Source organism: Paenibacillus sp. Pae15 (assembly GCF_024519685.1).
Lineage (GTDB): Bacteria > Bacillota > Bacilli > Paenibacillales > NBRC-103111 > Paenibacillus_G > Paenibacillus_G naphthalenovorans.
On record NZ_JALJRM010000011.1, the window covers coordinates 12,624 to 25,589 of the forward strand.

The 12,966-nt window shown below is 51.5% G+C and carries 16 protein-coding genes; 5 read left to right on the forward strand and 11 right to left on the reverse strand.

Annotated elements, in window-relative coordinates; all coding sequences use genetic code 11:
• Positions 1–56 precede the first annotated feature (56 nt).
• A complete protein-coding gene (locus tag NR121_RS11270) occupies positions 57–1,283 on the forward strand; it encodes a Fe-Mn family superoxide dismutase (RefSeq protein WP_137670971.1) in 1,227 nt (408 codons plus the stop codon).
• A gap of 125 nt (positions 1,284–1,408) precedes the next feature.
• On the opposite strand, the gene folE is transcribed toward NR121_RS11270, so the two are convergent.
• The 9 genes from folE to xylA all read right to left on the reverse strand — a co-directional run bounded on the left by folE (position 1,409) and on the right by xylA (position 8,088).
• Entirely contained in the window at positions 1,409–1,999 is a 591-nt protein-coding gene (gene folE, locus NR121_RS11275; protein WP_137670970.1) for a GTP cyclohydrolase I FolE, read from the reverse strand.
• Between the two features lie 70 nt (positions 2,000–2,069).
• Positions 2,070–2,285: a YneF family protein gene (locus NR121_RS11280; protein WP_062409939.1), complete on the reverse strand. Its 216-nt coding sequence runs from the start codon at positions 2,283–2,285 to the stop codon at positions 2,070–2,072.
• Between the two features lie 89 nt (positions 2,286–2,374).
• Positions 2,375–3,403 carry an HD-GYP domain-containing protein gene (locus NR121_RS11285; RefSeq protein WP_062409940.1) on the reverse strand — a complete coding sequence of 343 codons (1,029 nt, stop codon included), beginning with the start codon at positions 3,401–3,403 and terminating at the stop codon, positions 2,375–2,377.
• Positions 3,400–3,930 carry a methylated-DNA--[protein]-cysteine S-methyltransferase gene (locus NR121_RS11290; RefSeq protein WP_074727641.1) on the reverse strand — a complete coding sequence of 177 codons (531 nt, stop codon included), beginning with the start codon at positions 3,928–3,930 and terminating at the stop codon, positions 3,400–3,402. The genes NR121_RS11285 and NR121_RS11290 overlap by 4 nt, the downstream gene beginning before the upstream one ends.
• A 1-nt stretch (position 3,931) precedes the next feature.
• Positions 3,932–5,101: a tRNA epoxyqueuosine(34) reductase QueG gene (queG, locus tag NR121_RS11295; protein ID WP_249929657.1), complete on the reverse strand. Its 1,170-nt coding sequence runs from the start codon at positions 5,099–5,101 to the stop codon at positions 3,932–3,934.
• Positions 5,101–5,352 (reverse strand): S26 family signal peptidase, encoded by a 252-nt coding sequence (locus tag NR121_RS11300; RefSeq protein WP_235594170.1) that lies wholly within the window; start codon positions 5,350–5,352, stop codon positions 5,101–5,103. Before NR121_RS11300 ends, queG begins: the two co-directional genes overlap by 1 nt.
• 20 nt (positions 5,353–5,372) lie before the next feature.
• Positions 5,373–5,945: a DUF402 domain-containing protein gene (locus NR121_RS11305; protein ID WP_375162524.1), complete on the reverse strand. Its 573-nt coding sequence runs from the start codon at positions 5,943–5,945 to the stop codon at positions 5,373–5,375.
• A 189-nt stretch (positions 5,946–6,134) separates the two neighbouring features.
• Positions 6,135–6,572 (reverse strand): GNAT family N-acetyltransferase, encoded by a 438-nt coding sequence (locus tag NR121_RS11310; RefSeq protein ID WP_054819539.1) that lies wholly within the window; start codon positions 6,570–6,572, stop codon positions 6,135–6,137.
• Between the two features lie 349 nt (positions 6,573–6,921).
• Positions 6,922–8,088, reverse strand: a complete 1,167-nt coding sequence (gene xylA / locus NR121_RS11315; RefSeq protein WP_256831201.1) for a xylose isomerase — start codon at positions 8,086–8,088, stop codon at positions 6,922–6,924.
• Between the two features lie 185 nt (positions 8,089–8,273).
• Between xylA and NR121_RS11320 the strand changes: the two genes are divergently transcribed.
• The gene (locus tag NR121_RS11320) at positions 8,274–8,483 is read left to right on the forward strand and encodes a hypothetical protein (RefSeq protein WP_054819538.1); all 210 of its coding nucleotides are present in this window, start codon (positions 8,274–8,276) and stop codon (positions 8,481–8,483) included.
• A gap of 105 nt (positions 8,484–8,588) precedes the next feature.
• A complete protein-coding gene (locus NR121_RS11325) occupies positions 8,589–9,203 on the forward strand; it encodes a superoxide dismutase (protein ID WP_074727645.1) in 615 nt (204 codons plus the stop codon).
• Positions 9,204–9,262: 59 nt separating this feature from the next.
• Here the strand turns inward: NR121_RS11325 and NR121_RS11330 are convergent, their stop codons facing one another.
• Entirely contained in the window at positions 9,263–9,886 is a 624-nt protein-coding gene (locus tag NR121_RS11330) for a LysE family translocator (protein ID WP_054819537.1), read from the reverse strand.
• Between the two features lie 172 nt (positions 9,887–10,058).
• Between NR121_RS11330 and NR121_RS11335 the strand changes: the two genes are divergently transcribed.
• Positions 10,059–10,742 (forward strand): Crp/Fnr family transcriptional regulator, encoded by a 684-nt coding sequence (locus tag NR121_RS11335; RefSeq protein WP_062409951.1) that lies wholly within the window; start codon positions 10,059–10,061, stop codon positions 10,740–10,742.
• On the opposite strand, the gene mutY is transcribed toward NR121_RS11335, so the two are convergent.
• On the reverse strand, positions 10,739–11,905 hold the full coding sequence (gene mutY, locus NR121_RS11340) for an A/G-specific adenine glycosylase (RefSeq protein WP_062409953.1): 1,167 nt from the start codon (positions 11,903–11,905) through the stop codon (positions 10,739–10,741). The two genes, NR121_RS11335 and mutY, sit on opposite strands and share 4 nt — an antisense overlap.
• Before the next feature lie 69 nt (positions 11,906–11,974).
• On the opposite strand from mutY, the gene NR121_RS11345 reads away from it, so the two are divergent.
• Positions 11,975–12,829: an AraC family transcriptional regulator gene (locus NR121_RS11345; RefSeq protein WP_062411060.1), complete on the forward strand. Its 855-nt coding sequence runs from the start codon at positions 11,975–11,977 to the stop codon at positions 12,827–12,829.
• The last annotated feature ends 137 nt before the right edge of the window (positions 12,830–12,966 follow it).

Genomic DNA, 12,966 nt, shown 5'->3' on the forward strand with positions numbered 1-12,966 from the left:
GATCTCGTACAACCGGCACAGAGTTGGAAGGACAGAACGACGGGGAGGTTTTTGTCATGCTGTATGTGTACGGAGCTTTGATGCCTTTAAGGGTGTTGGAGGAAATCCGTTTTTGGAAAATGCAGGAGAAGGAGCATACGGTCGTTATCCGCGAGCTTGTTCCGACGTTGGAACCGCAATTCGTTTTGCTGATGCAGCAATGGGAGGGCGTATTTGCCCAAACGGAGGCCGTTAGCGGACAGCTCATCGAAGCCGTGGTCCGTTCCCATCCGCCGATCAGCCCCTATTTGTCCGCACAAATCCAACAGCTGCTCTACATCTCCATCCGCCAATCGCGCGAATTCGTCAACCAGTTGTTTAACCTCATGAAACAAAGCCAGCCTGTCCGGTCAAACCCAGTCATCCAGACGGTGGTTATGCATATTATTCGCGAATCGGAGTACTTTATTGGCGTGCTTCATGCCGCCAGCCCGGGACCATTCATGGACGAATATGTCTGGCCTCGGGAATTCGCAGTTAAAGAGGGAACGCCAGCACCATCGCCGGATACGGAGGAAAAAGCCCACATCCACAGATTAAGCAGCGATGAAGAGTTAACCGCTACACAGGAAGGAACCTGGTCGTCGGGTATTAGACCTACGACACCGGCCCTGAAACCGGTGCCGATCGGTGGTCATGTGCTGCCGGCGCTCCCCTACGCTTATGATGCGTTGGAGCCGTATATCGATACGGAAACGATGAAGCTTCATCATGATAAACATCATAAGAGCTATGTGGATGGTTTAAATTATGCGGAAACGATGCTGGCCAAAGCGAGGGAAAGCAATGATTTTGCGCTGGTGAAGCATTGGGAACGCGAACTCGCGTTTAACGGTGCGGGGCATTACCTTCATACGATATTCTGGAATATCATGAAGCCCGGCGGCGGCGGACCGGCTACCGGACCGATTGCTGCCGAGATCAGGAAATCGTTCGGCAGCTTTGAAGCGTTCAAAAAGCAGTTTAGCGCAGCAGCGGATAAAGTGGAGGGTGGAGGCTGGGCTATTCTCGTATGGAGTCCGCGCAGCCATCGGCTGGAGATTTTACAGGCGGAAAAGCATCAAAATTTATCCCAATGGGATGTGATCCCTCTGCTTGTGCTGGATGTCTGGGAACACGCCTACTACCTCAAGTACAAGAATGAGCGGTCGAAGTATATCGAATCCTGGTGGCATACCATCAACTGGGATCATGTCAATGAGCGGTTCTCCGCCGCCCGGATGCTGAGGTGGCTTCCTTATTGACCGGTATATGTGAAATTATCCTTGCGGCATGAACAAAAGCACCAGCGCGCTCATCCCATGCGCCCAGTGCTTTTGTTCAACTGCGTTATCCGGTTTGGACAAACCATCGCAAACGGCCTATGTCATTACTCCTTTACCAGAGCAAGGAACTCAGCCCGCGCAGCCGCGTCATTGCGGAACAAGCCCCGAACGGCAGAGGTCACGGTCTTGCTGCCCGGCTTCTTCACACCGCGGGCGCACATGCACAGGTGCTCCCCTTCCACGACGACCATACAACCGTGCGGCTCCAGCACCTCTTCTATAATATCCGCAATCTCCGAAGTGATTCTCTCTTGTACCTGCAATCGGCGGGTCACCGCTTCCACGAGCCGGGCAAATTTGCTGAGTCCGGCAATCTTGCCGCTCGGAATATACCCGATATGAATCTTGCCGAAAAAAGGCGCCATATGATGCTCGCACTGGCTGTAGTACACGATATCCTTGACGATGACAAGCTCCTCGTGCTTTTCATCGAAAGCCACGCCCAAAATCTCCCTGAAGTCGGCCTCATAGCCCGCAAAAATTTCTTCATACATGCGCGTTACCCTCGCAGGGGTATCCAGCAGCCCTTCCCTGTCCACATCCTCGCCAATTAAACGCAAAATTTGGCGAATATGCTCTTCGATTTGTTCGCGGTTTTCGGCAACCAGACGGTTCTTATATTCCTTCGCCGGCATCGTCATTCCCCCTTCTTTTCAAATTTTCGATGGTGCAAAGAAGAAAGCCTGCGCCTTGAAGGCTTCAGGCTCACGGACGAAACTTTTGATTTTTCATCATCTGCTGCATTTTCTGCATTTGCTGTTTGTTCAAGTTATAGCCCATCTGCTTGGCCATACGCTGCAGCATTTCCGGGTTGCTCTGCATTTTTTCGAGCTGCTTGCGCAAATAGTAGACGCCGATAAAGAAACCGCCTACCCCTCCAACCAATAGCGCAATAACTCCTGTAATGATATATCCCCACATGTTGAACCTTCACCTCAAACGATGGATGTCATTTAATCATCATAGCATGTCAAGACTGCCGTTACAAATGGTTTTGCAAAGCTTTTTCATTAGGTCAGCACACCATCAATAAATATGGTCGTATGCTTAGCCAGATCGATTTCCTTGATCTCAAGGTCATCCGCGCTGCCCTTGACGACACGTACGATAGGACGGCCCGGCAGTCCGCGGTGCTGTCCTACGACTACCCCCGTTTCCCGGGTCGATAACCTGACGGAAGAGCCGGTAGGGTAAACCGACACGATGCGCAGAAATTGAATGACAATCTCCCGGTCCAGCTTGTCCCCCGCCAGCACCATCATGCGTTCACAAGCTTCATGCGGCAGCATTCTCCGTCCTTCCGACAAATCGGACAGCAGGTTGTCATATGTATTGGCTACGGCGGTGATTTTCGCATACAAATGGATTTCATCGCCTGTCAAACGCCGCGGCAGACCTTGTCCGTCCATCGTTTCATGATGCTGAAATGCCACATGGGCGATCAACAGGTTCAGCTCTCTCTTCGATTTCAGCACCTCGAAGCCCCGCCACGTATGATGCCTTTTCCTATCGGGGCTTTCGTCATCTGTGATCTTGTCCAGCTTGCCTATATCGTGCATCAGCGCTCCAATGGCCAGCTCTCTCAATTGCGGCATGGAGAGTCCCAGATTGATCCCGATCAAGGTGGACATCATACAAACATTAATGGCATGCACGTACATCTCGTTATCTTCCGTACGGATATCGGATAATTGCACCAGCACTTCCTTGTTTTGCATGATCTCTTCCAGGAGATTATCGATACTTCCAATGACGTGCTTGGTGTTAAAATCTTTACCGGACCGGATCGAATGGAACGTTTCTCCCATTTGCTTCATCACAATCTGTTTCGTTTCCTCCGATACAAGCTCGGGAATCTCGATGTCTTCAAACTGCAAATCCTTAATATAGATCATGGTGACACCGATCCGCTTGAGCGTCGTAATCATGTAAACGGTCAACTGTACGCCTTCCGATAACAGGACCGATCCGTTCGCCGAGAAAATCGTACGTCCTAAATATTGCCCTGGCTCTACATTATCAATATGCACATACCTCATGGCTGATCTCCTTCCATCGAAAAGCCTTCGTGCTGAAGCAAAAAGGTTTTTTTGTCAAGCCCGCCGCCATAGCCGACCAAGGTTCCGTTTGCGCCGATCACTCGATGGCAGGGAACGATAATCGGGACCGGGTTGCCATTATTGGCACCTCCTACCGCCCGAACCGCTTTAGGCGAGCCGATCCGTTCGGCGATATCCTTGTACGAACGAGTGCTCCCGAACGGAATCTCCGTAAGCGCCTCCCAGACTTTCACTTGAAAGGGGGTTCCCTTCAGATCCAAAGGCAAATGAAAGGAGTGCAGCGCTCCGGCAAAATAATCCCGAAGCTGTCCCGCTGCTTCGGCCAGCGACTTCGGAGCCCGCTCCCATTCTTCCGTTCCATAGCGGAGCCGGGACCACGCTCTAAGCTTAGTCTCCGTCTCCTTAAACGTTCCGAATTCAATGGAACACAAGCCTTTATCGCTCCATCCCAACGTCAACGGCCCGATGGGCGATTCCATTTCATCATATCTAATTCGACTTGTCATATCATTCCACCTGCTGCCCCTCCGCATATTGGCTTATCGCTTTGGCGAGCTCGCGCCGCACCGCTTCGTCCTGTTCCTTCCCGGCTGCCGCTTCCAGCGCCTCACGGGCTTCCGCTCCGCCGATTCGGCCCAACGCCCACACAGCCGCACCGCGAATTTCAGGACGCTCGTCGGTCCGCAGCAGATGGATCAATTCCGGGACCGCCGTCTTATCGCGGAAATTTCCGAGCGCCAGAATCGCGTTGCGCTGGATCGGCTTACGTCCTCGCCATGCAGCCGCGCTTGAGCCGAAACGCTCTTTGAATTCGCGGTTCGACAGGAACAGCAGCGGCTTAAGCAGCGGCTTCACCAGTTCCGGGTCAGGCTCAAGCTCCGGATGATGATCCGCATGCATTCCTTTGTTCTTCGGACAGACGATTTGGCAAGTATCACAGCCGTACAGCCGGTTTCCGATCTTGCGCTTCAACTCATCATCTTCGATGTGCCCCTTGGTCTGCGTAAGATACGAAACGCAGCGCTGCGCGTTGAGCTGACCCGGCCCGACAAGAGCTCCCGTCGGACAGGCATCGATGCATAGCGTGCAGTCCCCGCAGCTCTCCGTTACAGGCGTATCCGGCGGGAACGGCACATTCGTGATCAGCTCGCCCAGATACACCCAAGAGCCCCATTCCGGCGTGATGACCGAACAGTTTTTACCCAACCAGCCAATGCCGGCCCGTTTGGCCACCGCACGGTCCACCAGCGCCCCGGTATCGACCATGCTGACCGTCCGGGCTCCCGGCACCCGTTCCCGGATCCACTGCTCAAGCCGTTCAAGCCGGTTTCGCAGCACATGATGATAATCCGTTCCCCAGGCGGAACGTGACAATATGCCACGGTAGGCGCCCGGTTCCGACCTGGGCGGATTCTTCATCTTCGACGGATAGGCCACCGCGATGGAGATTATCGATCTCGGCGCTTTCAACGTTAAAGCCGGATCCACCCGTTTATCGATATCGGGCTCCTCGAACCCCGATTCATATCCTTTTTCACGATGCTTTAAGAGAATATCCTTCAACTCAACGAACGGATCTGCTGAGGCAAAACCGATTTTATCAATTCCAAGCCGGGGAGCATCCGCCCGCAGTTCTTCCTTCAGCCGGGCCCAATCCACAGCTTCATTTTTAACCATTACAGGCTCCTCCATTGTTTTGGCGGCCATACGATCATCTCTGCCCGCCCCTCCACTTTCGATAGCGGGACCGCTCCGAAGCTTCGGCTGTCGTTGCTGGCATACCGATGCCGGTTGTCCCCCATGACGAACAGATGGCCTTCCATGATGATATACGGTTCGAACCGCCCGTCTTCTATTAAACTATCCGTATAAGACTCGTGCAACCCTTGGGGAGTTGAGGCTTTCCTCCGGTTGAGGTTCTGTTTCATCGGGAGAACACAGCCGTATCCTATCCCTCCGCTCCGTGTTCTCTCCATCGCTCATAGTAAAACTTGATGTGCTCATCACGAAAAGGCGGTTCGGCTCCCTGCACCCGCGCCAGCAGCGCCTTCAATCCCTGCTTCACTTTGCCGTCGACAACAGAGGAATAATGATACAGCTGCTTGTGCTGCTCGTATTCCTCCTGATCGACAACGTATACCTCCCCGCCCGGCATCCGTATGACATCCAAATCATAATCAATATAGGTGATCACCCTGCCGTTGACATAAGGCGGAGAGGCGACATTGCAGTAATAACGAATACCGTTGTCTTCCAGCAAAGCCACAACATTAAACCACTGCTTCGGAATAAAAAACGACACGCCTGGAATTCGGCTTACCCATTCCTTTCCGTCCGCCTCGACAATTTTGGTTTGACTGTTGATGAGCACCAGCATCGCTTCTCTGCGATGATCTTCATGGAGCAGGCCTTCAGGCACAAGCCAATTTTTCAGCCACATCCGGTGCAGGTGCCCGTCGTGCTTGAAGCTTTTGATTACATACGATGAGAAAGTGTTCATCCGGTCCTGACCCTTCTGCATTTTCGGCACCCGGCCGGCATGCGCTTTGCTTGTTTGTCCCCTTAATCTTTGATCTTAGCATAAACTTATGCAGAACAGCTTTCAAGAGTCTGGTCCCGATCGGGAATACAAAAAAAGCATAACTGCGAAAGCCGCAACAGCTCCCCGTTATGCCCCATGTATTAATAAAAGCCTGATTCTGCTTGTTATTTACCCGTTAACAATGCTTAACCGGTGGGCCGTCCGGGAAAAATCGGTCGATTGGTATCCGGCCTTTTCATAAACCGGAAGCACTATTTCGTTATGCACATCAACCGTTACCATAATACGGCGCACCTTGCGTCCCAGGAATCTTTGCCGGAGCGACTCGATCAGCGCTTGACCGATTCCACGCCGCTGATGCTGCTGCTCTACCGCGATCCGGTAGTAATAGCCATTGTCATTGTCGATCGTTCCTACGATTACTCCGACAATCTTGCCCTCTTCCTCGGCCACCAGGACGAGTTCGCTATCCCACGACAACTGCCGGGCGAAAGCTTCCATCGTCTCCTGATAACAGGGTTCGGACAATACATTCTTGAAAAGCTCGGTGACCGAAACGTAATCAGACAAATAAAAAGTACGAACCTGATAGGAATTTACAAGCATATTAAACTCCCCCACCTTGTGTGCTATTTATACAGAATACCACAAATATCGCAAAATTCCTTCTAAAATTGTATAAAAAGACACATTTATTTTCATTTTCTCGGTAAAGCGCTTTATATTAAGCGGTTTCAAGGAAATAAACAAGAAGATTAACATATTTTTACTTTCATTTCTTACTACGATAGATATGCCGTTCATAGGATTCGTATTCAAAAGAATAACAAGCCTTTCCGGCTCATTATTCCTTTTTTTTCTATTCCTTCCATAAGATTAAGGAGATTTATAGACATAACGAAATGAAAAAACAAAACCGTCCTCTGCCTATGCAAAGAACGGTCATTGACATTTCTTATCTTACCCCAAACAAAATTTCGCAAGTGAGCTGGTCCAGCCTCTCATACGGTATGCCTTCCGCGCCAATGGCTGTACGGTCCACCTGATAGCTCTGGAGAGCTTTGAGGCTTTCCGGCGAGAATTTGAAGTCGAAGTCCGGAAGCTCCAGCTTCTTGCCGTTCATTTCTGCGATGAGCGCTTGAATCTCCTGGTCCGCATTAAATTGCGCCACTTTTTCCTTGAGAATCAAGTAGGTTCTCATGCAGCCCTTGGCGAACTCAATGACGCCTTGACGGTCTTCTGTACGCAGTGCATGGGCGTCAAAATGCTTCATTCCGGTGTATTGATAATCCTCCAGCAGTTTCACGAGAAAGAATGCTTCCTTAATACCGTCGGATCCGAAGCGCAGGTCTTGGTCGAAGCGGCTCATCTTCTGATCGTTCAAGTCAATGTGGAACAGCTTGCCGGCCTCCAACGCCTGGGCTACCGCATGATAGAAGTTAAGTCCGGCCATGCGCTCGTGCGCCACCTCCGGATTAACGCCAACCATGTCCGGATAATCAAGTGTGGCAATCATGCCGAGCATAGCCCCCGTCGTCGGCAGATAAATGTCGGCGCGCGGCTCGTTCGGCTTGGCTTCAAGCGCAAACTTATATCCGTACTTTTGCGACAGGTTGTATTCACACAGGTAGTTCAACGCTTCACGGTAACGCTTCATAGCCTCGACGGCATTCTTGCCTGCATCGACCTCGGAGCCCTCACGCCCGCCCCACAGTACGAACACTTCCGCTCCAAGCTCGGCGCCCAAATCCATGGACTCTATCGTCTTTTGGAGCGCATAAGCGCGGACGCGCGGATCGTTAGAGGTGAAAGCACCGTCTTTAAAGATCGGATCGGTAAACAGGCTGACCGTAACCATCGGGACCTTCAAACCGGTTTGTTCCAAAGCACATCTGAATCCGCTTACAATCCGCTGCTTTTCAACAGGCGTCGCATCGATCGGAACAAGATCGTTATCGTGGAAGTTTACGCCGTAAACTCCAAGCTCCGCAAGCATATGTACGGCTTCCACAGGAGAAAACCCATCGCGTACGGGCAGGCCGAACGGGTCGCGCCCCGGATTGCCGACAGTCCATAAACCAAATGTAAAGCGGTCTTCTTTGACGGGGATGAATTTACTCATAAAGCGCACCTCCGGATATACTTTGTTTATTTAATAAACAATCTTTCGGATTTAGTGTACCATCGAACATAAGAAAAGAAAAGAGAAAAAATTTGCGGAATTCGAGCTGATGATTCATGTATAAAAGCTGACGCAAGGTGAAACGATAATCCGGAAAACGCTGAGTATCCGAAAGGAGGAGAACGATGACGGAGCGGCTGACCGGCGGACCAGTACGCCGGATTCATGAATTGAATGACAGGAAGACGTCCGAGTGGACCTCTGAAGAACTGCATTACCATCAGAGGGCCATGAGCGACTTATCCCCATGGCTGAACGCGCAAGGTACGGCCATGCTCGGACAAATCATTACGGAAATCGAACATCGGGGCGGCGTGCAGTCTCAAGGGCCGTAACGAGACTGTAATCAATACTTAATATACATAAATGTTGATTTTATATAAAAAATAGGCGTATAATAAAACTTGGAAATTTATATATCCTAGGAGGTAGATTTGAAGATGGCACACCAATTACCGGCACTTCCTTATCCAAACAACGCGCTCGAGCCTTACATTGACGAACTGACCATGACGATTCACCACGATCGTCACCACAACACATACGTAACGAACTTGAACGCGGCATTGGAAGGGCATGCTGACCTTCAGTCCAAAAGCGTTGAAGAGCTCATTGCCGACCTGAACAGCGTACCTGAAGCTATTCGTACCGCAGTTCGCAACAACGGCGGCGGCCACGCTAACCACTCCCTGTTCTGGGAAACGATCGGCCCTAACGGCGGCGGCACTCCAAGCGGCAAGCTGGCTGACGCAATCAACAACGAGCTCGGCGGTTTCGATAAATTCAAAGAAGACTTTACCAAAGCGGCCACTACCCGTTTTGGCTCCGGTTGGGCTTTCCTTGCCGTATCCAAAGACGGCAAGCTGAAAGTATACAGCCTGCCAAACCAAGACAGCCCGATCATGGAAGGCGACACGCCGATCCTCGGACTGGACGTATGGGAGCACGCTTACTACCTGAAGTACCAAAACAAACGCCCTGACTACATTGCAGCATTCTGGAACGTTGTCAACTGGGCTGAAGTAGGCAAACGTTACGAAGCTGCTGTAAAGTAACGTTCTTTCATAATAAAGACCGCTCGGTATTTTCTCCGAGCGGTCTTTTTGCGCTGTCTTCATTTTTGGGCAAACATCAATCGCAAACCAATCACCGCATACAAAAGGGCCTTGGCCCTGTTGATCCATCGGATGGTTCCGGTTCGGGCACGCAGCTTGCTGCCGACAAAACCTGCGCCCAAGGACACCAGACTGAAAACAACGATGGCCTGGACCATAAAAATAACTCCCAATACCATCATCTGCAGAGCCGGATGGCTCCCGTCGGGCGTCACAAATTGAGGCAGCAGCGCCAGAAAAAAGAGCGACACCTTTGGATTGAGCATATTCATCAGAATGCCTCTGCGATACAGCGCTCCCGCACTTTGACGCGGCACCCGTTCAAGCGACAATTCACCTGCTCCTTCCTTAAGAGCCTGCCAGGCCAAATATAAAAGATAGGCAGCTCCCGCATATTTGACAAGCTGGAAAAGCAGCGCAGAGTTATAAAGCAAGGCAGAAATGCCCGCTGCTGCGGCAAAGGTATGGGCAAGCACACCGGTACATAAACCCAATGCTGTGGCAATCCCCGCCTTACGGCCGTTGGATACGCTCTGTGCGGCAACAAACAGAATGTCCGGCCCCGGCGCCAGCGTCAGAAGTATGGATGCCGCCGTAAAATACAGTACGATGTGAATATCCATAAGGTATGAGTCCTCCCTTAATCAGAAATCGTTTTATTCCGATATATACATCATGATGCTTCAGGGCAGCATGGACGAGTTGGCGCACAAGGCTAATCGTGCTATCATTTAGGCCGGCAATTCCGCCTATGGTGGAGAAATCAGGAAAACCGTATGAGAAAAGAGTGAGATAATGAATAGATTGATCTCTCTTCTGCAGAATGTGCCGTTGTTTCAGGATTTATCTGCAGCTGAGCTGGAGGAGATCTCTCCGTTATTTGCCGAACGCACATTTAAAAAAAATACTGTTCTGTTTGTTGAAGGCGATCCCGGCGAAGAATTTTTTCTCGTACAAACCGGGGCTGTCAAGGTTTACCGAATCGATAATGCCAAGGAAATTATCCTCTCCCTGTTCCGGGAAGGTGATTTCTTTGGAGAGATGGCGCTGATCCAGCAAGGGATGAGACGCTCCGCCAGCGTCGAAACGCTGGAGGATTGTTCCATGTATACGCTGACGCGATCCGATTTTCAACAATTCATGGAACGAAGTCCCAAACTGTGCCTGCGTCTGCTTGAAGTTACGATGGAACGACTTCGTAAAGCCAATGAGCAAATTTACGATCTGACCTTTCTCGATGTCCGTTCGCGCACCGTCAAAATGATTTGCCGGCTGTCAGAACAATACGGTACGCCGAAGCCGGGCGGCACGCTCATCAATATGAAGCTGACGCATCAGCAGCTCGCCAATATGGTAGGTACCGTACGCGAGTCGGTCACCAAGGTCCTTCAGGATTTGCAGGAGGACGGAATCATCGCCATCGACAAGAAGTATATTCTGGTCAAAGAGCCCGAATCACTGAAGAAGCAGATTTATTAAAGAACAGATTGTCTTGAATGGAGGCTGCGCCGCTCTTTTTCTTTCAACTGGAACGTACCTTTAAAATAGGTGTTCAAAATACGAAGGAATACATTCGGAAACGCATACTGCTCCATCTCCTCGCGGCTGATCCAACGATAATGTGACGGCAGCAGCTCAGGCAGCTCCGAAAGCAGCGGCGAAGGCTCGGGCCGGCATACGTATACCTGCATATCCCAGCGGATATGGCTGAATACGTGCTCCGCCTGCATAAGCAGGTGAAGCGAGTCGATGCCCAGTCCGTCGGCGGCCAGATGCGAGGCCAACGCCTCATGCGCAGCGGCCGGATCTCCGGCAGCGCCAGTGGCAAGCGTATGCGGCAGCTCCCACATCCGGGCGAGCAGCCCTTCCGCCGGACGCTGGCGGATCAGTACCTTGCCGGTATGCTCACCGGTACCCTCGACCAGCGCTGTGTATCTGCTCTCCGGACGCGGGGGCTTCGCCTTCTTTTTGATCGGGAGGGAGTCCTCCATTCCGGCGGCTCTTCCCGCGCAGTGCGCCATCACCGGACAGGTCAGGCAGTGCGGTGATTTGGGCGTGCAAACCAGCGCGCCGAGTTCCATGAGCGCTTGGTTGAAATCCCCGGCCTCCCCTTCCGGAATCAGTTCCTTTGCCAGCTTTTCCATAAGCACGCGGGTACTGCCTTTCATGATGTCCTCTTCAATGAGAAAATAGCGCGACAGCACACGCATAACATTGCCGTCTACCGCGGGCTCCGGTTTATTGTAGGCGATGCTGAGAATCGCTCCGGCCGTATAAGGTCCAACGCCCTTCAGCGAGAATACGTCCTCCTTCGTATCCGGCACGGTACCCCCGTAGCGCTCCTGTACTTCCCGTACAGCGGTTTGGAGATTGCGGGCACGCGAATAATATCCGAGTCCTTCCCACGCCTTGAGCACCTCTTCTTCCGGCGCTTCCGCCAACGCCTCTATCGTCGGGAACTTGTCCATGAAGCGTTCAAAATAAGGAATGACCGTGTCAACGCGAGTCTGCTGCAGCATAATTTCCGATACCCAGATATGATATGGATTACGGCTGCGCCGCCAAGGAAGATCGCGTTTATGCCGCTTATACCAGGACATCAGCTCTGCGCTGAAATATTGTTTTTGTTCTAAACTGTACATGATGTCTCCTTCTCTTTGCACACGTTTTCGAGATATAATAAATTTAAAAACATGAAAGGACCGATGCCGATGCTCACCCCCGGAGAGTTGGCCTCTCGCTTGAATAAGCTGGTGATATCCATTCTTATTGTCGGCCATAGAAAGTGCGAGACGGACTGGTACCAAAAAGCGCAGCCGATCAAACATCATTCCGTCTGGCTCATCATCAAGGGGAAGGGCACCTTCACCATCAATGGAACCCATTATCCGGCGGAGCCCGGCAAGCTCTTTTGGTTTGCCCCCGGTATGGTCGTGGAGCGCACCACCGATCCGGAGCATCCCCTGGAATACTATTTCATACGTTTTCATTATACGGAATGTTATGAGGATAAGGAACAGTGGGTTTACAACAACGCCTCGGAAACGCGTTTTCCCTTGGAGGGTATGTATACGGTAACCAACACCCCCCAGCTGATCTATCTGTTTGAGCAGCTGGATGTGCTGTGGAAGCGGCGGGGGCACATGACGGCGATGCGCCGCAAAATCTTGCTTCAGGAACTGCTGCTGACGCTCGTGACCGATTTTCGCGCACAAAAAATTGCGGGCGATACCACCGCCGCCATTGAGTTAACCCAGGATTATATGATAGGCCACTATCAGGAGCCGCTCACGCTGGAAGGATTGGCCCAAATGGCGGGGCTGAGCGTCAGCCACTATTCCCGGTTGTTCAAAAAATATATCGGCTACAGCCCCATCGATTACTTGACGCACCTGCGTGTTGACCGGGCCAAGGAGCTTCTCGTGCTTTCGGATTATCGTCTGAAATCGATCGCAAGCAGCGTGGGCTATACGGACGAGTTTTATTTCAGCCGCATCTTCAAAAAAGTGACCGGCGTCTCCCCTCGGGAATACGCAAAAAATCATCGGATTACTTCGGGGAACTGAGCCCTCGGAGCAACTGGCTCGTCAGGGTATACCGGCACGTTTGACTTCACTACCGAAAAAAGTGTACTCTCTCTTTAGAAAGCGCGAACTTACCATGATTGTTTAGCTGCCCTTATGACTTGTTGATCATGAGATGG